Annotated in this window: 16 protein-coding genes and 1 tRNA gene; 10 read left to right on the plus strand and 7 right to left on the minus strand. The window is 53.5% G+C overall.

Translation table 11 applies throughout. The features are described 5' to 3' along the window. The first annotated feature begins 241 nt into the window (after positions 1–241). The 6 genes from aspA to ACIPDS_RS16540 all read left to right on the plus strand — a co-directional run bounded on the left by aspA (position 242) and on the right by ACIPDS_RS16540 (position 6051). Positions 242–1678: an aspartate ammonia-lyase gene (gene aspA, locus ACIPDS_RS16515; protein ID WP_166516565.1), complete on the plus strand. Its 1437-nt coding sequence runs from the start codon at positions 242–244 to the stop codon at positions 1676–1678. A 110-nt stretch (positions 1679–1788) separates the two neighbouring features. Continuing rightward, positions 1789–3090 carry an anaerobic C4-dicarboxylate transporter gene (locus tag ACIPDS_RS16520; RefSeq protein ID WP_400737993.1) on the plus strand — a complete coding sequence of 434 codons (1302 nt, stop codon included), beginning with the start codon at positions 1789–1791 and terminating at the stop codon, positions 3088–3090. Between the two features lie 110 nt (positions 3091–3200). Beyond that, complete coding sequence (gene cutA, locus ACIPDS_RS16525) at positions 3201–3524, plus strand: divalent cation tolerance protein CutA (protein ID WP_166516563.1); 324 nt, start codon at positions 3201–3203, stop codon at positions 3522–3524. After that, the gene (locus ACIPDS_RS16530) at positions 3500–5203 is read left to right on the plus strand and encodes a protein-disulfide reductase DsbD (RefSeq protein ID WP_400737997.1); all 1704 of its coding nucleotides are present in this window, start codon (positions 3500–3502) and stop codon (positions 5201–5203) included. The genes cutA and ACIPDS_RS16530 overlap by 25 nt, the downstream gene beginning before the upstream one ends. 45 nt (positions 5204–5248) lie before the next feature. Further along, entirely contained in the window at positions 5249–5824 is a 576-nt protein-coding gene (locus ACIPDS_RS16535) for a transcriptional regulator (RefSeq protein WP_400738000.1), read from the plus strand. 151 nt (positions 5825–5975) lie between these two features. Beyond that, positions 5976–6051, plus strand: a tRNA-Phe gene (locus ACIPDS_RS16540). 200 nt (positions 6052–6251) lie between these two features. On the opposite strand, the gene licT is transcribed toward ACIPDS_RS16540, so the two are convergent. The 3 genes from licT to ACIPDS_RS16555 form a co-directional block, all read right to left on the minus strand. Beyond that, the gene (gene licT, locus ACIPDS_RS16545; protein ID WP_400738285.1) at positions 6252–7094 is read right to left on the minus strand and encodes a BglG family transcription antiterminator LicT; all 843 of its coding nucleotides are present in this window, start codon (positions 7092–7094) and stop codon (positions 6252–6254) included. Between the two features lie 165 nt (positions 7095–7259). Continuing rightward, positions 7260–8567 (minus strand): OprD family outer membrane porin, encoded by a 1308-nt coding sequence (locus ACIPDS_RS16550; RefSeq protein WP_400738288.1) that lies wholly within the window; start codon positions 8565–8567, stop codon positions 7260–7262. An 83-nt stretch (positions 8568–8650) separates the two neighbouring features. Further along, positions 8651–9388, minus strand: a complete 738-nt coding sequence (locus ACIPDS_RS16555) for a histidine phosphatase family protein (protein ID WP_400738291.1) — start codon at positions 9386–9388, stop codon at positions 8651–8653. A gap of 504 nt (positions 9389–9892) precedes the next feature. Between ACIPDS_RS16555 and surE the strand changes: the two genes are divergently transcribed. From surE to ACIPDS_RS16575, 4 genes are all read left to right on the plus strand, one after another. Continuing rightward, positions 9893–10762 carry a 5'/3'-nucleotidase SurE gene (gene surE, locus ACIPDS_RS16560; protein ID WP_400738003.1) on the plus strand — a complete coding sequence of 290 codons (870 nt, stop codon included), beginning with the start codon at positions 9893–9895 and terminating at the stop codon, positions 10760–10762. Positions 10763–10889: 127 nt separating this feature from the next. Continuing rightward, positions 10890–12758: a PTS beta-glucoside transporter subunit IIABC gene (bglF, locus tag ACIPDS_RS16565; protein ID WP_400738294.1), complete on the plus strand. Its 1869-nt coding sequence runs from the start codon at positions 10890–10892 to the stop codon at positions 12756–12758. Positions 12759–12773: 15 nt separating this feature from the next. After that, the gene (locus ACIPDS_RS16570; RefSeq protein WP_400738006.1) at positions 12774–14171 is read left to right on the plus strand and encodes a glycoside hydrolase family 1 protein; all 1398 of its coding nucleotides are present in this window, start codon (positions 12774–12776) and stop codon (positions 14169–14171) included. A gap of 247 nt (positions 14172–14418) precedes the next feature. Further along, positions 14419–14922 (plus strand): DUF523 domain-containing protein, encoded by a 504-nt coding sequence (locus tag ACIPDS_RS16575; RefSeq protein ID WP_400738009.1) that lies wholly within the window; start codon positions 14419–14421, stop codon positions 14920–14922. 96 nt (positions 14923–15018) lie between these two features. On the opposite strand, the gene ACIPDS_RS16580 is transcribed toward ACIPDS_RS16575, so the two are convergent. Genes ACIPDS_RS16580 through ACIPDS_RS16595 form a run of 4 tightly spaced genes read right to left on the minus strand, consistent with a single transcriptional unit; the run spans position 15019 to position 18014 of the window. Beyond that, a complete protein-coding gene (locus ACIPDS_RS16580; protein WP_400738012.1) occupies positions 15019–15651 on the minus strand; it encodes a DUF1109 domain-containing protein in 633 nt (210 codons plus the stop codon). After that, positions 15638–16195, minus strand: a complete 558-nt coding sequence (locus ACIPDS_RS16585; protein WP_400738015.1) for a sigma-70 family RNA polymerase sigma factor — start codon at positions 16193–16195, stop codon at positions 15638–15640. The genes ACIPDS_RS16580 and ACIPDS_RS16585 overlap by 14 nt, the downstream gene beginning before the upstream one ends. 20 nt (positions 16196–16215) lie before the next feature. Continuing rightward, positions 16216–17442 carry a protein-disulfide reductase DsbD family protein gene (locus tag ACIPDS_RS16590; RefSeq protein ID WP_400738018.1) on the minus strand — a complete coding sequence of 409 codons (1227 nt, stop codon included), beginning with the start codon at positions 17440–17442 and terminating at the stop codon, positions 16216–16218. A 20-nt stretch (positions 17443–17462) separates the two neighbouring features. Beyond that, the gene (locus ACIPDS_RS16595; protein WP_400738021.1) at positions 17463–18014 is read right to left on the minus strand and encodes a peroxiredoxin; all 552 of its coding nucleotides are present in this window, start codon (positions 18012–18014) and stop codon (positions 17463–17465) included. Positions 18015–18235 lie beyond the last annotated feature (221 nt).

The following is an 18235-nucleotide window of genomic DNA, read 5'->3' on the forward strand; positions in this document are numbered from 1 at the left end:
ATCAGTGGGGTTTGATATTTTTGTCAACAATCGTCAAGCGGTGACTCATTTCACAAATCAATAATTCTTATGCTTCGCGCCTGATAATAAGTGATCCAGATAACTGCAATCCGCTATTATCAGCATATGATCATGGACACTGGGCCGAATAAGGAAATAATCTGCGGTCAGAAAAGCGCATGACCCCAAAAATCCTGCGTATTTGGTGAAATCATTGGCAGCTCGCAAAAAGAAGGTTCACATGCTAAACAACATTCGTATCGAAGAAGATCTGTTGGGTACCAGGGAAGTTCCTGCTGACGCTTACTACGGCGTTCATACTCTGAGAGCGATTGAAAACTTTTACATTAGTAACAGTAAAATCAGCGACATCCCAGAGTTCGTTCGTGGGATGGTGATGGTGAAGAAAGCGGCGGCGATGGCCAACAAAGAGCTGCAAACCATTCCGAAAGGCGTTGCGAATGCCATCATTGCTGCATGTGATGAAGTTCTGAATAACGGCAAATGCATGGACCAGTTCCCGGTTGACGTTTACCAGGGCGGTGCAGGCACCTCCGTCAACATGAACACCAACGAAGTGCTGGCGAACATTGGTCTTGAACTGATGGGCCATCAGAAAGGTGAGTACCAGTTCCTGAACCCTAACGACCACGTCAACAAATGCCAGTCCACCAACGACGCCTACCCAACCGGTTTCCGCATCGCGGTGTACACCTCTATCGTTAAGCTGATTGATGCCATCCACCAGTTGGGTGAAGGCTTCCAGCGTAAAGCCGACGAATTCCAGGACGTTCTGAAAATGGGTCGTACCCAGCTGCAGGATGCCGTCCCGATGACGCTGGGCCAGGAATTCCACGCTTTCAGCGTACTGCTGCATGAAGAAACCAAAAACCTGCTGCGTACCGCAGAACTGCTGCTGGAAGTGAACCTCGGCGCGACCGCAATCGGTACGCGTCTGAACACCCCTGATGGCTACCAGCAATTAGCCGTGCAGAAGCTGGCAGAAGTCAGCAACCTGGCGGTCGTGCCGGCAGAAGACCTGATTGAAGCCACCTCCGACTGCGGCGCATACGTGATGGTACACAGCTCGCTGAAACGCCTGGCGGTGAAAATGTCGAAGATCTGTAATGACCTTCGCCTGCTCTCCTCCGGCCCACGCGCTGGCTTAAACGAAATCAACCTGCCGGAACTGCAGGCAGGCTCTTCCATCATGCCAGCCAAAGTGAACCCGGTCGTGCCGGAAGTGGTAAACCAGGTCTGCTTTAAAGTGATTGGTAATGACACCACCGTCACCATGGCATCCGAAGCCGGTCAGCTGCAGCTAAACGTGATGGAGCCGGTGATTGGCCAGGCGATGTTTGAGTCTATCCACATCCTGACTAACGCTTGCTACAACCTGCTGGAAAAATGCGTCGACGGCATCACCGCCAACAAAGCGGTGTGCGAGAGCTACGTCTACAACTCCATCGGTATCGTCACCTACCTGAACCCGTTCATCGGCCACCACAACGGCGATATCGTCGGCAAAATCTGTGCTGAAACCGGCAAGAGCGTACGTGAAGTGGTGCTGGAACGCGGGCTGCTGACGGAAGCGGAGCTGGATGATATCTTCTCCCCGCAAAACCTGATGCATCCAGCCTATAAAGCGAAGCGATATACCGATGAAAGCGAACAGTAGTCTTTCAGACTAAATACACGAGGCATGTCATGATGACATGCCTTTTTTGTTTCTATAATTCACGAAAATACAACAATTACATATCAATCCTATAAACAAGGAAGGCTAATATGTTTGGAGCAGAACTGGTCATTGTGCTTCTTGCCATTTATTTAGGGGCAAGACTCGGGGGGATCGGCATCGGCTTTGCCGGTGGTTTAGGCGTGCTGGTATTGACGCTGATTTTCCAGATACAACCGGGCGCAATACCCTTTGACGTTATCGAAATCATCATGGCCGTTATCGCCGCCATTGCTGCCATGCAGGTGGCGGGCGGGATGGATTATCTGGTCAGCCTGGCGGAACGTATGCTTCGCCGTCACCCAAAATACATCACCTTCCTGGCGCCGTTGGTCACCTGGTTTATGACCATTCTGGCCGGCACCGGGCACACCGCGTTCTCCACGCTGCCGGTGATAACCGAAGTGGCTAAAGAGCAAGGCATTCGCCCTTCTCGCCCGCTGTCTATCGCCGTGGTCGCCTCGCAGATTGCGATTACCGCCTCGCCGATTTCTGCGGCGGTGGTGTTCTTTGCCGGGATTCTGGAACCGATGGGCGTCAGCTACCTGACGCTGCTGTCGATCTGTATTCCTGTGACCCTGATTGCCGTGCTGCTCACCTCGGTGGTGTGTAACTTCCTCGGCTGCGAGCTAAAAGACGATCCGGTGTACCAGGAGCGTCTGGCGAAAGGCGAAGTCAGCCTGCGCGGCAGCCAGGTCTTTAAGCTGAAGCCTCACGCTAAACGCTCGGTGCTGCTGTTCCTCATCGGCATCGTGGCGGTCATGTTCTACGCGACCGCCATCAGCGACACCGTAGGGCTCATCCAGAACCCGGTGCTGCCGCGTAACGAAGCCATCGTGGTATTCATGCTGACTATCGCCACGCTGATTTGCATCACCTGCAAAATCGACACCGGCGAAATCCTCAATGCCAGCACCTTTAAATCCGGCATGAGCGCCTGCGTGTGCGTACTCGGCGTTGCGTGGTTGGGCGATACCTTCGTTAAAGCGCATATCGCCGACATCCAGGCCGTGGCGGGCGACCTGCTGCACAACTATCCGTGGCTGCTGGCGGTAGTGCTGTTCTTTGCCGCCACCCTGCTTTACTCCCAGGCGGCCACCACCAAAGCACTGATGCCTGCTGCACTGATGCTGGGCGTCACCCCACTGACGGCAATCGCCTCCTTTGCGGCGGTCTCTGCGCTGTTCGTCCTGCCAACCTACCCGACATTACTGGCGGCAGTTGAGATGGACGACACCGGCTCCACGCGCATCGGCAAGTACGTGTTTAACCACGCCTTCCTGATCCCTGGCGTTATCGCCATTACCCTGTGCGTAATTTTAGGCTTTATCTTCGGCGGCCTGATGCTCTGACCGCCTGCACGGTAAAAATCCTTAAAGTCGGGCCGCTTCGCGGCCCGATTCATTCAACCCCGATGACCCGGCGTGCTATAGTGCCTTTTTTCATCGATACGAGGTTGGCAATGAGTACTCCCGACACTGTTGTGGTTCTCTGTACGGCTCCAGATGAAGCAACCGCCCAGGATCTGGCGGCAAAAGTGCTGGCTGAAAAGCTGGCGGCCTGCGCCACGCTGTTACCCGGCGCGACATCGCTCTACTACTGGGAGGGGAAACTCGAGCAGGAGTATGAAGTGCAGATGATTTTAAAAACCAACGTCGCCCACCAGCAGGCGTTGCTTGATTGTCTGAAGGCCCACCACCCGTATCAAACGCCCGAATTACTCGTTCTTCCCGTTTCTCATGTAGATGTTGATTATCACTCATGGCTCAACGCTTCCTTACGCTAGTCCTGCTCCTGTGCAGCACCTCCGTTTTCGCCGGGTTATTTGACGCGCCCGGCCGCTCTAATTTCGTCCCTGCTGACCAGGCCTTTGCCTTTGATTTTCAGCAAAACCAGCACGACGTTAACCTCACCTGGCAGGTGAAAGACGGCTACTACCTGTATCGCAAACAGGTCACCGTCACCCCCGCCAATGCCCAAATCGCCCCGCTGCAAATGCCCAAAGGCGAATGGCATAACGACGAGTTTTACGGCAAAAGCGAAATCTATCGCCAGCGGTTAACGGTGCCGGTTGAATTGACCCAAGCCACACAGGGCGCCACGCTGACCGTCACCTATCAGGGCTGCGCCGACGCGGGCTTCTGCTACCCGCCAGAAACCAAAACCGTGCCACTGAACGCCGTTGCGGCTCAGGTGCAAACTCCCCCTCTCCCCTCCGGGGAGAGGGCCGGGGTGAGGGGCAACGCCAGCACCGATCTCCCATTTAGCGCCCTCTGGGCCTTACTCATCGGTATCGGCATCGCCTTCACCCCCTGCGTCCTGCCGATGTACCCGCTGATCTCCGGCATCGTCCTCGGCGGCAAACAGCGCCTTTCCACCGCCCGCGCGCTGCTGCTGGCCTTTATCTACGTTCAGGGCATGGCGCTGACCTACACCGCGCTCGGCCTTATCGTCGCCGCCGCCGGAATGCAGTTCCAGGCCGCACTCCAGCACCCTTACGTGCTCATCGGTCTGTCGGCGGTATTTATCCTGCTGGCGCTGTCGATGTTTGGCGCATTTTCACTCCAGCTACCGTCATCGCTGCAAACCCGCTTAACTCTGATGAGCAACCGCCAGCAGGGCGGCTCAATGGGCGGCGTGTTTGCAATGGGCGCGATTGCCGGGCTTATCTGCTCACCGTGCACCACCGCGCCGCTGAGCGCTATTTTGCTGTATATCGCCCAGAGCGGTAATTTGTGGCTCGGCGGCGGGACGCTGTACCTCTACGCGCTGGGCATGGGGCTGCCGCTGATTATCGTCACCGTCTTTGGTAACCGGCTGCTGCCAAAAAGCGGGCCGTGGATGGCGCACGTCAAAACCGCCTTTGGCTTTGTGATCCTGGCCCTGCCGGTTTTCCTGCTGGAGCGCATTATTGGCGACGTCTGGGGATTGCGGTTATGGTCGATGCTCGGCGTGGCGTTCTTTGGCTGGGCGTTTGTGACAAGCCTCGGACTCAGCAAGCCGTGGCAGAGGATTATGCAGATTATCCTGCTGGCCGCGGCGCTGATTAGCGTGCGTCCGCTTCAGGATTGGGCCTTTGGTCACCCGGCAACGCAGAGTCAGGCTCACCTGAATTTCACCCGCATCAGCAACGTTGAAGAGCTTAATACCGCCCTCGCCAACGCGCGCGGCAAACCGGTGATGCTTGATCTCTACGCCGACTGGTGCGTAGCCTGCAAAGAGTTTGAGAAGTACACCTTTAGCAACCCGCAGGTTCAACAGGCACTGCAAAATACCGTCCTTTTGCAAGCCAACGTCACCGCCAATAACGCGCAGGACGTGGCGCTGCTAAAACATTTACAGGTGCTGGGGCTACCGACCATCCTCTTCTTTGATAAAGAGGGTAATGAACACCCCATCGCACGAGTGACCGGCTTTATGGATGCCAACGCATTCAGCGCACATTTGCGCGATCGCCAACCGTAGACAACACTTTTAGACGGGAAACTGTCGGTAACGGAGGAAAAGAACGTGCAACGCGAAGACGTATTAGGAGAAGCACTACAGCTCCTTGAACAAGAAGGGATTGCGAGCACCACGCTGGAGATGGTTGCCGAGCGCGTGGACCGCCCGTTAGATGAACTGCGCCGTTTCTGGCCGGACAGTGAAGCGCTGCTGTATGACGCGTTGCGCTACCTGAGCCAACAGGTTGAGACCTGGCGTCGTCAGTTAATGCTCAATGAAGAGCTCACGCCCGAGCAAAAGCTGCTGGCCCGCTATACCGCACTGACCGATTGCGTCAGCAAAAACCGTTACCCCGGCTGCCTGTTTATCGCCGCCTGTACCTTCTACCCGGAGGCAGACCACCCGATTCACCAGCTCGCCGAGCAGCAAAAACGCGATGCGTACCAGTACAGCCATGAACTGCTGACGCAGCTGGAAGTGGACGATCCGGCGATGGTCGCAAGACAGATGCAGCTGGTGCTGGAAGGCTGCTTAAGCCGCATGCTGGTCAGCCGCAGCCAGGCCGACGTCGACACCGCCCACCGTCTGGCAGAAGACATCCTGCGCTTTGCCCAGTGCCGCCAGGGTGGCGCGCTGACCTAAGCCAGCATTGCCGATTGCCCCACTGATGCCGGCAATATTTGTGCAAACAATCGGCGTAAACGCGTAGATTGCCGCAATAGTAAGCAGTTGAACAGCTTTTCGGTGAATTTGGTTGACGTGAGGGAGCGACTACGGTTTAATGCGCCTCGTTGCCCGGATAGCTCAGTCGGTAGAGCAGGGGATTGAAAATCCCCGTGTCCTTGGTTCGATTCCGAGTCCGGGCACCACTATTTAGAAAAACCAGCCTACGGGCTGGTTTTTTGCTTTCTGGGGTTCGGGCAAACTTCTGGTCGTGGCAACGCCTTATTTATGACGGTAAACCTGCTCATACTGACATAGGGGCATTTGCTGAATAATCTTCCCTGCCCAATAAGCAGAGAAGATAATGAGAAATGAAATTCACAATCTGGATTATCCAGCGACTTTGTTAGTGGCGTTGAAGCGTATCTTTGCGAACCCGCTCGATATGAATGGTTAAAAACATAATCTCTTCCGTGGTCAGCTCACGTTGATACGTGTTACGGATATGCAGCCCTATTTTTTCCGCACACTTCCAGGAAAGAGCATAGTTTTCTTTTATAGCATTATGCAGGGTTTCATCATCATCGGGCACCACGTTACGCGACAGCATACGTTGTGCAAAAAACTTCAGATGCGTGACAAATCGTTGATAGCTTAATGTGCTAGTGTCATATTCCAGCCGTAGCTGATATTTCACTAAGTTTAGAATCTCCTGCATCACCTGAGTAATATGCATAACTTCCGGCATTTCATTGTTAAGCTGCCCGGTCACCAGGTGCAATGCAATAAATCCTGCTTCATCTTCCGGTAGTTCAACGCCAAGTCGTTGGGCTATTATCGCTCGTGCCTCATTGCCCAGCTCAAACTCGCGGGGATAAAGACGTTGCGTTTCCCACAACAGGGCATTCTTAATCGCCAGACCTTTCTTTTGCCGTTCGACCGCGTAGTGGCAGTGGTCGGTAAGCGTAATATAAAGGCTTTCCTGTAGCTTCCCTAACCGGCTACGCGCCAGGTCAATAATACGGTCGCAGGTCGTAATAACCTCTAACGGAATTTGGCTCAGGAGTTCGCCCAAGCGTCGGGTCAATTCGTCACTCTGTAAGGCAAAAACCTTTTCGATAAGTGAGGTATCCAGCTTGTCGCCTACGCGTTTCTGAAAGGCTAAACCTCGACCCATGACGACTTGCTCTCGTTGCTGCGCATCCAGAATAACCACGACATTATTATTCAATATTTTTGCGATGATCATCTGCCCCCCAAAAAAATGAAAAACCTGACCCATGATAAGCGCTGGAAATCAGGTTTGGTTAGCTAAAGCTGTCACTATCCGCGGCGCAATCTATCACCGAATGATACCCTTTAAAAACTTTAGGGCAAAAAAAGTGAGCATGATCTGCCGTGTACCTCTTTTGGGTCAGAATAACCTGAAACGATATTCCATAATGACTTCTGCCGACAGCGTATGGGTGCGGGTATAATGGCCATTAGTCAGCACCGGCGTTTTTCCGCTCGCTTTATACGACCATCCAGGCCCGAACATCGCCCAAAACGTAAAATTCTTTAGGTGCGCATCGGTGGGCGTCCAGCGGGTAAAGGCGCTAATTTCCCCGGTACGTACGTGATTACCTTTATAATTAAACTGCGCGATATTCCCGACCAGACCAACGCCCAGATCGGGTGTTAAGCGATATTCCGTCATGTTAGCAAACATCAGTTCACCATCGCGTAGATAATCGTCGCCCGCATAGGCCATTGAGATAAAGGTACCGCGCGAGTTCTTACTCATATGACGCGGATAAAATCCCACTTCATTGGCTTTCTGCGCATCGGTATAGCCGACGCCCGTTTTACTGCTCCAGTGCTCCCCTTTCCAGGTCGCATCCATCGCAAAGTGCCAGGCGTTATTATCGAAATCCCGTTTATTTGACGGCATCGCACGATATTCTTCCTGCGCGTGCGTAGCGTAAATCTGGGTGCCGATTGTCCAGTCAGAGGCTGGACGAAGTTGCGTGAACAGGATGTGGCGCTGTAAATAGTTTTTGCTTTCGCCCCAGGCATACTGAGCATCGAACCCGTCACTTTTCCAGAGAATTTCGCCGCTTGTCAGATAGCTAATATCTTTACCTGTGTTGGTCGAAAACTGCTTTTTATCGGGTGAGTTTCGATCCATAGAGTTTTCCACCCACGCACCGCGCAGGGTGAGATGCCCATAGCTTACACCTCCGCTAATACCTGAGTAGGTTGTTGGGGAGAGGCGTGTAGATGTCGAAATGACGCCATAGTTTTTCAGCATCTGCCATCCCCAGCGGGCGTTTAGCTGCAAATCCTCAATAGCATATTTCAGCTTAATGTTTCGCTGGCCGAATTTTGAATACCCTTCGGCATTTTTTTTATTGTTACCGGTTCCGTTATTATAAAGTACGCCACGAGAGTTAAAATAATCACTGGCGCCTAATTTGATGGCGCTATAATAAGTGACGTCAAAGCCAATGATATCGGCAAAATACCCAGATTGATAATCTGCTGAAAAGCCTTGCCCCCACGCGTTATGCACATGTTTAGGGTTAGCGTTTTCTTCTTTCAGGTATTTCCAGTAGTTCTTTGCTGAGAGCGTGAGTTGCGAATCCGTGAAAAATGCGTCATTTAAGAATGCGTTCTCGCTTGCCCAAACGGGCGAAGAAAGCCCGCACGTAATCAACGTGAGAGTAATATACTTAAGCATCATCCATTCCCGAAAAAGGACCATCGCAGCAATTTATCCAGAGGAGACACTGCGAATGGCCAAAATAATAGAGGCAGAAGCGTTTATTTGTTGCTGAGTGCCTTTTTACCGGCCTCTACATATTTCATCGTACCAATTTCAGGTACGCTATATTTGCCATCTTTATAGGTGATTTTGACCACTGCGGCATTGGCGAGCGGCAGATTTTTGGCCGGGTTATCGGTCAGGTCAGAGATCATAATCTGCATTGAGGTGCCGGACGAAATGGCCAGAATATTCTTGTCACCTTCTTTTTTAGCCGTTTCAACAATGGTATTCAGCGCCGCCTGGGTCCGGTTTTTCACCTGCTCATAGTTTTCAGCCAGATGCTGCGGGTCTGCTTTCGCCAGCGCATTCTGGTTATCTTTTACCGGCAGCGTACCTGATTTCATCGCGGTGAAAAGCGCCTTAGCGTCGGCCAGACCTAATTCATGCGCGCCAGCATTGGCCATATCTTTGTTATAGCCTCCTTCAAAGCTGCCAAAAAATGCTTCGCGTAAACCTTCCAGTTCTGTGAGATGATAATTTGTCACGCCAGCCTGCTTAAGAATTACTGCCATCGTCTCACGCTGACGCCCAGCGTCACTGGAATAAAAGGCATCGAACTTAATATCCTTCAATCCTTCGCCTAAATAACGGGCAACCTCTTTACCTTCCGAGGTAAGCGGTGAATCCGCCCATCCCTGAACGCGATCTAGCGTATTAAGCAGGGTTTTACCATGGCGAGCAAAATAGATATTGATCGCCTCATCCTGACTGTTTTTATCATTGCTCTGCGCCATAATGGTTGGGCTTACGGTAGCGGAAACTACCATTAATGCACTGAGTAACCATTTTTTCATCGTTGCATCATCCTTTTTTAACCAAAAAAAAACCTACGTGCTCTTCTGGTTCCCAAAATAGAGAGGGAGAGAAGAAAACGTAGGTTTTGCCTGTTGAAACAGTAACAATCCAGTTGCTGCGGACATTACCACTAATATTTTTTCCGTGCATCTGATTTATTACAGTGATATATGTAAATGTGATCCTCCTCATATCCTGAATATCTCTTATCTTAATTTCTGAGAATATGCCAGTGAACGGCACATTATTCGAATAAGAGTGATCGCTATCACAAAAAAAATTTCACCGTCTGGACGTAACTGCCAACACGACGTATTTTCGTTAGTAACTCGGGATTGTTACTGATTCAGGCAAAACCTAAGGCACTTTCTGCACTCGTTGCAGCAGGGGCCTTAGGTTTTTTTTTGCATTAAATTTATCCCTCAGGGATAACAGGAGCTTTGATGAAGATAACGTTAATTGCTGCCGCGCTGATCTCCGCGATAAGTTTTACAGTTTCTGCCAATCCGCTAAAGATTCTGATTGTAAATGATGATGGCTGTGAATCTCCCGGCAGTATTCAGCTTCAGGAAAAACTGGCTCAAAAGGGGTTTGATGTCTGGATGGTTGCGCCAGCGACCAATCAAAGTGGTATTGGTTCTGCGATTACGTTTAAAACCGGTAAAGTTTTTGACGTTAAAAAAGTCGCCGACAAACGTTACTGCTTCCCGGGTACGCCAGCAGACTCCGTTGACTTTGGCCTGCAGGGGCTGTTGAAAGATAATCCCCCCGATTTGGTTATTTCTGGCGTTAATGATGGCCCGAATACCGGGATGGCGCAGGTCAATTCAGGAACCGTGAGCGCCGCCGCGCGCGCTATTCGCTATGGTTTCCCGGCAATCGCTGCCAGCATTGGGTACATTTATAACGAAGATGAAATGAAAAATAAATGGCCGAGTACGCATAAATACTGGCCTGATGCGATTGATTACGTCGTTGATGTGGTCGAAAAAATAAACGACAAACCGCTATCCGATAGCGCTTTATTGCCTAAAGGCTCCGGGTTAAGTATTAACTATCCGCCGCTGCCAAAAGCACAAATTAAAGGTGTTCACTTCGTTGAAAACGAAATGTTCCCTACTCCGCAGATTAGCTACGACATTTTGCCTGACGGAACCGCAAAGCAGACGATTAACCCGGCCTCTTTAAACAATGTTCAGGATGACACCGATTCGGGCTGGTTAAATAAAGGCTATATCACCTATACGCTGATTGATGGCGCGTGGAATGCCCCGCAATATCAGGCGCAGTATGAAAAGGCGCTAAGAAAATAGTTTTAGCTCACCCTGTAGTACACATAAAGGATTGTTACTGCTTAGGCAGGCAAAACCTGATGCATCAGTTAACACGCTTTACTGATGATCAGGTTTTTTTATTTTAGTACGGATGATATCGATGAAAATGAAATATGAAGATCTGGCACAGGATATTCTCCGCCACGTAGGTGGGCGCGAAAACGTGAGCAGCCTGGTACATTGCGCCACCCGTCTACGCTTCAAGCTGAAGGATGATGGCAAAGCGGATGCCGATGCGTTGAAGAAGAACCCGGACGTCATCATGGTGGTCGAAAGCGGCGGGCAGTTTCAGGTCGTTGTCGGTAATCACGTCCATGATGTCTGGCAGGCCGTGTGCAAGGTCGGCGGCATCACCGACGATGCGCCTGCGGATAAAGAAAAGTCGGATAAAAAGACGGGAGTGCTGGCGGCGTTTATCGACATGGTTTCCGGTATTTTTACCCCGTTTCTTGGGGTGCTGGCTGCCTGCGGGATCATGAAAGGTTTTCTGGCGCTTAGCGTGGCCTTTGGCTGGCTCAGCGAAACCGCAGGCACCTGGCGCATTTTGTTTGTCGCCAGCGACTCCCTGTTTTATTTCCTGCCTATCGTGCTGGGCTACACCGCCGGGAAAAAGTTTGGCGGCAATCCATTTATAACGATGGTGATCGGCGGCGCGCTGGTGCATCCAATGATGGTCGAGGCGTTTAGCCTGAGCGGCGATAACGCGGCGTTACACTTCCTGGGCATCCCCGTGGTGGTTATCAATTACACGTCGTCGGTGATTCCGGTAATTTGTTCCGCGTGGTTCTCCTGCTGGCTGGAAAAACGCTGCAACGCAATTTTCCCGGCGGCAGTTAAAAACTTCTTAACCCCTCTGGCGTGCCTGGCGATTACCATTCCGCTGACGTTCCTGGCAATTGGCCCCCTCGCTTCAGGGCTTGGCGAGCTGCTCGCGACCGGCTTCCAGGTCGTGTACAAATTTGCGCCGTGGCTTGCAGGTGGCATCCTCGGCGGTCTGTGGCAGGTGTGCGTGATTTTTGGCCTGCACTGGGGGCTTATCCCGCTGATGATGAACAATATGGCGGTCTTTGGTCATGACCCGATGCTGGCGATTTTGCTGCCTGCGGTGTTTGGCCAGGTCGGCGCGGCGCTGGGCGTCTTCCTGAAAACACGCGAACAACGACTGAAAGCATTATCTGGTTCGGCAACGATTGCCGGTGTTTTCGGTATCACTGAACCTGCCGTTTACGGTGTGACGCTCCCGTACCGCCGTCCCTTCATTTTTGGCTGTGTAGGCGGTGCCATCGGTGGCGCGATTGTGGGCTTCAGCCTGAGCCAGGTTTACTCCTTTGGCCTGGCAAGCATCTTTACGGTGGCGCAAATCATTCCACCAACGGGAATCGACTTTACCGTCTGGGGCGCGATGCTTGGCGTGGTCATTGCCTTTATCTTCAGCTGCGTGATGACATTTTTTGCTGGCATTCCTGCGACGAAAACCGCAGAAGATGCCAAACCTGTCAGCGTGAGCACGGTTGTTGATGAAAATACCGTGCTGGCACCGCTCAGCGGCGTAAGTCTGCCGCTTGGTGAAGTGCCGGATGCCACGTTCGCCAGCGGTTTGATGGGCGCAGGTGCGGCCATTATTCCTTCGGAGGGCCGAGTCGTCGCGCCTTTCAGCGGCGAAGTTGCCAGCCTTTTTGCCACTCGCCACGCGATTGGTTTACTCAGTGACTCGGGAATTGAAATTCTCATTCACGTTGGTATTGATACCGTAAAACTCGACGGTGAACACTTCACTGCACACATAAAAGAAGGGGACAAGATAGCGCCCGGCGATCTGCTTATTACCTTCGACCGTGATGCCATTCTGGCTAAAGGTTTTGACCTGTGTACGCCGGTCATTATGAGCAATAGCGATGACTATCAGGGGCTGGAGCAGAAGAACGAAACCCCTTATGTCAACGCGGGCGATCCTTTCCTCTATGTGAAACGCTAAATTAAGGTAAATAAGATGAACACAACATTTCCGGAAAAATTTTTATGGGGTGGTGCGTTAGCCGCTAATCAGGTTGAAGGCGCGTGGCAGGAAGATGGCAAAGGTATTTCCACCTCTGACATGCTGCCGGAAGGCATATTCGGCGAGCCGGTGAAAAGCCGCGACGGTATTAGCAGTATTAAAGACGTCGCCATCGATTTTTATCATCGCTACCCGGAAGATATTTCCCTGTTCGCGGAAATGGGCTTTACCTGCTTACGCGTGTCGATTGCCTGGACACGTATTTTCCCGATGGGTGATGAAAACGAGCCAAACGAAGCCGGCCTGGCGTGGTATGACAAACTGTTTGATGAGCTACGAGCACACAATATTCAACCGCTGGTGACGTTGTCGCACTATGAAATGCCCTGGGGGCTGGTGAAAAATTATGGCGGTTGGGGGAATCGTAAGGTTATTACATTCTTCGAACGTTATGCCCGGACGGTATTTACCCGGTATCAGCATAAAGTCAAACTGTGGCTCACCTTTAATGAGATCAATATGTCGCTGCACGCGCCGTTAACCGGTGTCGGCCTGCAAAAAGGTTGCAGCAAGGCAGAAATCTATCAGGCTATCCATCATCAGTTGGTTGCCAGTGGCCTGGCGGTTAAAGCCTGTCACGAAATTATCCCTGACGCCAAAATCGGTAATATGTTGCTGGGCGGTTTAACGTATCCACTTACCTGTAAACCTGAAGATGTCTTCGCCACATTGCAGGATAATCGCCAGTGGCAGTTCTTCGGCGACGTACAGTGCCGTGGACGTTATCCGGGATATATGAAGCGTTATTTCCGTGAAAATGACATCGTGCTTAACGTCACAGCAGAAGATAATACTGCGCTCAGCCATACGGTTGATTTTATCTCTTTTAGCTATTACATGACCGGCTGCGTAACGGCAGATAGCGAGCTGGTTGAAAAACTCAAAGGGAATATTCTGGACATGGTGCCGAACCCGCATCTGGAAAGTTCGGAGTGGGGCTGGCAAATTGATCCCATCGGTTTGCGTACGCTGCTTAATGTATTGTGGGATCGCTATCAGAAGCCGCTATTCATCGTCGAAAATGGGCTGGGTGCGCAAGATAAGCCGGATGCTAACGGTGAAATCAACGATGATTACCGAATCAGTTATCTCAACGATCACCTGGTACAGGTGCAGGAAGCCATTCAGGATGGCGTGGAAGTCATGGGATATACCTCGTGGGGGCCGATTGATATTATCAGCGCCTCGAAAGCGGAAGTGACTAAACGCTATGGATTTATCTACGTTGATTTAGCACAGGACGGTTCCGGCACGCTTAACCGTAGTCGTAAGAAAAGTTTCTACTGGTATCAGAAAGTGATTGCAACGCACGGTGCGGCTTTACAGCGATAATCTCTGTTCGGAAATAGAATGAGAAAAACCCGCCTATGGCGGGTTTTTTGCTTTCTGGCGGCAGCTCTTTTATCACTTAATTTTGCGGGATAAATTGCTGACCTGATTTGAAAGGTTGGCGGACTCCAGCTTTCTCACGCTCCCCTGCATTTTCTGTAGATCCGACTCCTTGTTCATTTTCTGCTACCTTATAGCCGCCGGTATCACGATAAACGCGATGCCACGCACCTTATCAAAGGTATTTCCCATGCCCGTCAAACACAAAATCCTCCTCAGCGCCTGCCTCGCCGGGTATCCCGTGCGCTACAACGGCACCGATAAATCCTGCACCGTAACTCTGCTGCAACAATGGCGCGATGAAGATCGTCTGGTGCCCCATTGCCCGGAGCTGGCGGCAGGGCTTGCGACGCCGCGGCTGTCGGCGGAGATGGTTAACGGTCAGGGTAATGAGGTGTTGAGCGGGCGCGCACAGGTGGTGGAAAGCGACGGGCGCGATGTGACGCAGCCGTACGTGCTGGCGGCGTGGCTGGCGTTAAAAGCCGCGCAAAGTCACGGGTGTCGGTTTGCGATTATGACCGACGGCAGCCCGACCTGCGGGAGCCAGCACGTGTATGACGGAGCGTTTAGCGGGATGAAAGTCTCGGGCGAAGGGGTCGCGGCGGCGCTGTTACGCCAGCATGGGATTGAGGTGTTTAGCGAGTGGCAGTTGGATGCGTTGCAGCGGCGGTTAGATGAGGTTGAAGAGGTGTAGACCGAGCTGCCCCGGCGTCGGCGCGTTACGCCTCGACCGGGCTACGCCCAGATGTAGGCCGGATAAGCGCAGCGCCATCCGGCAATGCCGCCGCGCTCACCGGCCAATTCTCACCCACCGCCATCCGACCGCCATCATCACCAGCACAATCGTCACCCCCGCCGCCATATGCAGCACAAAATCCAGCGGATGCACCTCCACCGGGTGACAAAAAGACAGCATCGTCAGCGCCATACAGGCGATTCCCACCCCTGACGTCGCCAACGTGCGCAGCGGATACAGCGCCCGCGTACGGCGCAGATAGCCCATCATAATGACCATCATCGGCGTGCTCACCGCCATCATAAACGCGTAGCAGTTCACCTCATCGGGATGACTTTGCGGCGCGTGCGTCGTCCCGAGGCTAAAAATAGCTCCGCCCAGCCAGAGCGCAATCAGCGGCACAAACCAGCGCCAGCCCAGCGTTTTGCGCCCGGCGATGCTCAGCAGAAAAGCATTGCGTATCGCCAGTGTTCCTATCACAAAAGCCGTGGTCAGTTGCAGCGCCGACAGCAGCGCGCCGGGTTGCGTCCAGTCCGTCGCCAGCCGATGAAACACCAGGCTACTCAGCCAGCCGCACGGTAGCGCCATCAGCAGCCAGGCGGCAACCCGGCGGTTGCTCGCCCACGGGCGGCGTATTGGAGTCGCGTCACGGGCTAGCTGCGCAATAAAAAGATCATGATCGGTCATGGTTCGCTCCCATCCGACGAAGGTTGGTTAGTGCTCTGTGTAATAGCGATTTCACCGCCGAAATGCTTAAATTGTTGCGAGCAGCGGCCTCGGCGAGGCTCATCTCCTGCAGGTGGATATGCTCCACAATCTGCCGCTGGCGCGAGGGGAGCTGGTCTAATATCAGCGCCAGCGCTTCTTCTCGTTCATCCGGTTCCGGGACAGGTTCGGCGGCTGATTCAACGGCTTGTTCGGCTTCAACTTCACGCAGCCAGTGGCGGCCACGCTTGCGCAGTGCATCAACGGTGCGCGCCTGGGTGATGGCCATTAGCCACGGTAGAAACGGACAGGCGGGATCGTAGGTGTGACGCACCCGATGAACGGCCAGCAGAACGTCCTGGATAACATCGTCAACCAGTACATAGTCGGTTATCTGCTTACGGACTATCGCCCGAATCACCGGCACGATAGCCCGTAGCAGTTGGGTGTAGGCATCGCCATCGCCCGCCTGCGCGCATGCCATCAGCCCGGGCCATGCTTCACGCGGCGCGAAGCCGTTATCCATATTCCGTCATGCCCGTTACCTCATGCTTTTTTACCGGATGCCTGGTTCAGGGCGTTAACCACAATCGCGGGCGTCAGTACCTGCGGCAACACTTTCGGCGCGCTGCCGTCTGCCGGATACACCACATACAAAGGCAATCCCCCCTGTCCGAAGGTGCTCATCGCGTCATCGATATCGGCATTAAATTTGGTGGAATCCGCCACCATATAGATGGTATTGGTGCTCGCCAATGCTTGTTTCACCGCCGCCGTTGAGAGCGACGTGCGCTCATTTACCTGGCAGGTAATGCACCAGGAGGCGGTGAAATCGACAAAGATCGCTTTGCCATGCCCGCGCATCTCCTCCACCGTCTGCGGCGACCATTTGACGTGAGTAATATCGGCCACACGCTCCGGCTGCGGCGGCTGAACGTGCATCACGCCGGGAAGCGGGCTAACCGCCGCGACAAATAGCACCACCGTCACCGCCAGCAGCGCTTTATAGGATTGCCCGATATAGCGTCGACGCTGGGCCATGCCGTACAGCCACGCGGCAAAGCTCACCACCACCGCGCAAATCAGCATCGCTAACAGCGCAGTAGTGCCCGCCTGCTGCGTCAGCACCCACACCAGCCAGGCAAACGCCCCGAGCATCGGGAACGCCAGGCCGCGCTTGAGGATATCCATCCATGCGCCCGGTCGCGGCAGACGTTTGGCGATAGCCGGGAACAGCGAAATCAACGTAAACGGCGCGGCAAATCCTATCGCCAGCGAGAGGAAAATTGCCAGCGAGGCCGCCGGAGGCTGCACCAGCGCATAGCCTATCGCGCCCGCCATAAAGGGTGCTGAGCAGGGCGTGGCCACCACGATTGCCAGCGCGCCGGTTAACGCGGATCGCACAAATGCCCCGCGCCCTACCGAGATTTCACCGGCCCGCTGCAACGATAAGCCCACTTCAAACACGCCGAACAGGTTCAACGCCGCGCCGAGAATGATGAGCGCCAGCACGGCAATAACCATCGGCGACTGGAGCTGGAACCCCCAGCCGACGGCGGTGCCACCGGCGCGCAGCGCCAGCAGAATGCCCGCCAGCACCAGCATGGTAAAAATCACGCCGAGCAAAAAGCCCAACCCTTCGGTACGCGCGCTTTTGACATCGCCCTCATGGCGCAGAATGCCCAGCGCTTTCAGTGAAATAACCGGGAACACGCAGGGCATCAGGTTAAGTATGATGCCGCCCACAAAGGCGGCCAGAATGGCAGTTAACATAGCGTCTCCCGGTGGCTAAATTATGAGTGCGATTTCGCGTACTGCTTCACCGCATCCATCGCCTTTTGGATATGCTCATCAGGGTTACGATCGGTATAGCTCATCAGGATTTTGTTATCCGGTGCAATCACGTACGACGTACGGTCGGACAGCGTTTTGCCGTTTACCTTCATCAGCGTTTGATACTGTGCCGCCACCTTCGCGCCCGGATCGGCCGCCACGGCAAATTTATCCCGGCACTCCAGTTTTGAGAATTCATCCACCTGATCAACGTTACCGGCCGTCACGCCGACCACGGTTGCGCCGAGCTTTTTGAACTCATCGGTGGCTTCGGCAAAAGCGTGCGCCTCGAGGGTACAGCCTTTGGTGAACGCCGCCGGGAAGAAATAGAGCACCACCGGCCCTTTCTGTAATGCCTGTTGCAGAGAGAAAGTCAGCGGCTTGCCGCCGAGCGCGCCTTGCAGGCTGAAGTCCGGGGCTTTTGCTCCTGGTTCAAGGGCGGCGTTCGCATTCACGGCGAAGAGAGAAAGGCTGAGTACGGCGGCGGCAGACAAGGCTTTGAAACGTTTCATGGTCGACTCCATCAGGGGAATAAACGTGCTCTGTACATCATAGTTCGCACGCTACGGTCTGAAGGTTTCGGTTGCGGTAAAAAATTTTTGGATCGAGCGGCCCCGGAGTCGGCGCGATGCGCCTCGTCCGGGCTACGGGTGCAGTGTAGGCCGGATAAGCGCAGCGCCATCCGGCAACCTGCGCCGTTGCTGCCGGATGGCGGCGTTGCCTTATCCGGCCT

It is taken from the genome of Kluyvera sp. NPDC087067 (assembly GCF_044745165.1).
Taxonomy (GTDB): Bacteria; Pseudomonadota; Gammaproteobacteria; order Enterobacterales; family Enterobacteriaceae; genus Kluyvera.

Excerpts from the sequence above, each read along its gene's own strand:
- aspA (WP_166516565.1), top strand. The coding sequence starts at position 242 with ATGCTAAACAACATTCGTATCGAAGAAGATCTGTTGGGTACCAGGGAA.
- ACIPDS_RS16520 (WP_400737993.1), top strand. The coding sequence starts at position 1,789 with ATGTTTGGAGCAGAACTGGTCATTGTGCTTCTTGCCATTTATTTAGGG.
- cutA (WP_166516563.1), top strand. The coding sequence starts at position 3,201 with ATGAGTACTCCCGACACTGTTGTGGTTCTCTGTACGGCTCCAGATGAA.
- ACIPDS_RS16530 (WP_400737997.1), top strand. The coding sequence starts at position 3,500 with ATGGCTCAACGCTTCCTTACGCTAGTCCTGCTCCTGTGCAGCACCTCC.
- licT (WP_400738285.1), bottom strand. The coding sequence starts at position 7,094 with ATGATCATCGCAAAAATATTGAATAATAATGTCGTGGTTATTCTGGAT.
- ACIPDS_RS16550 (WP_400738288.1), bottom strand. The coding sequence starts at position 8,567 with ATGCTTAAGTATATTACTCTCACGTTGATTACGTGCGGGCTTTCTTCG.
- ACIPDS_RS16555 (WP_400738291.1), bottom strand. The coding sequence starts at position 9,388 with ATGGCGCAGAGCAATGATAAAAACAGTCAGGATGAGGCGATCAATATC.
- surE (WP_400738003.1), top strand. The coding sequence starts at position 9,893 with ATGAAGATAACGTTAATTGCTGCCGCGCTGATCTCCGCGATAAGTTTT.
- bglF (WP_400738294.1), top strand. The coding sequence starts at position 10,890 with ATGAAATATGAAGATCTGGCACAGGATATTCTCCGCCACGTAGGTGGG.
- ACIPDS_RS16570 (WP_400738006.1), top strand. The coding sequence starts at position 12,774 with ATGAACACAACATTTCCGGAAAAATTTTTATGGGGTGGTGCGTTAGCC.
- ACIPDS_RS16575 (WP_400738009.1), top strand. The coding sequence starts at position 14,419 with ATGCCCGTCAAACACAAAATCCTCCTCAGCGCCTGCCTCGCCGGGTAT.
- ACIPDS_RS16580 (WP_400738012.1), bottom strand. The coding sequence starts at position 15,651 with ATGACCGATCATGATCTTTTTATTGCGCAGCTAGCCCGTGACGCGACT.
- ACIPDS_RS16585 (WP_400738015.1), bottom strand. The coding sequence starts at position 16,195 with ATGGATAACGGCTTCGCGCCGCGTGAAGCATGGCCCGGGCTGATGGCA.
- ACIPDS_RS16590 (WP_400738018.1), bottom strand. The coding sequence starts at position 17,442 with ATGTTAACTGCCATTCTGGCCGCCTTTGTGGGCGGCATCATACTTAAC.
- ACIPDS_RS16595 (WP_400738021.1), bottom strand. The coding sequence starts at position 18,014 with ATGAAACGTTTCAAAGCCTTGTCTGCCGCCGCCGTACTCAGCCTTTCT.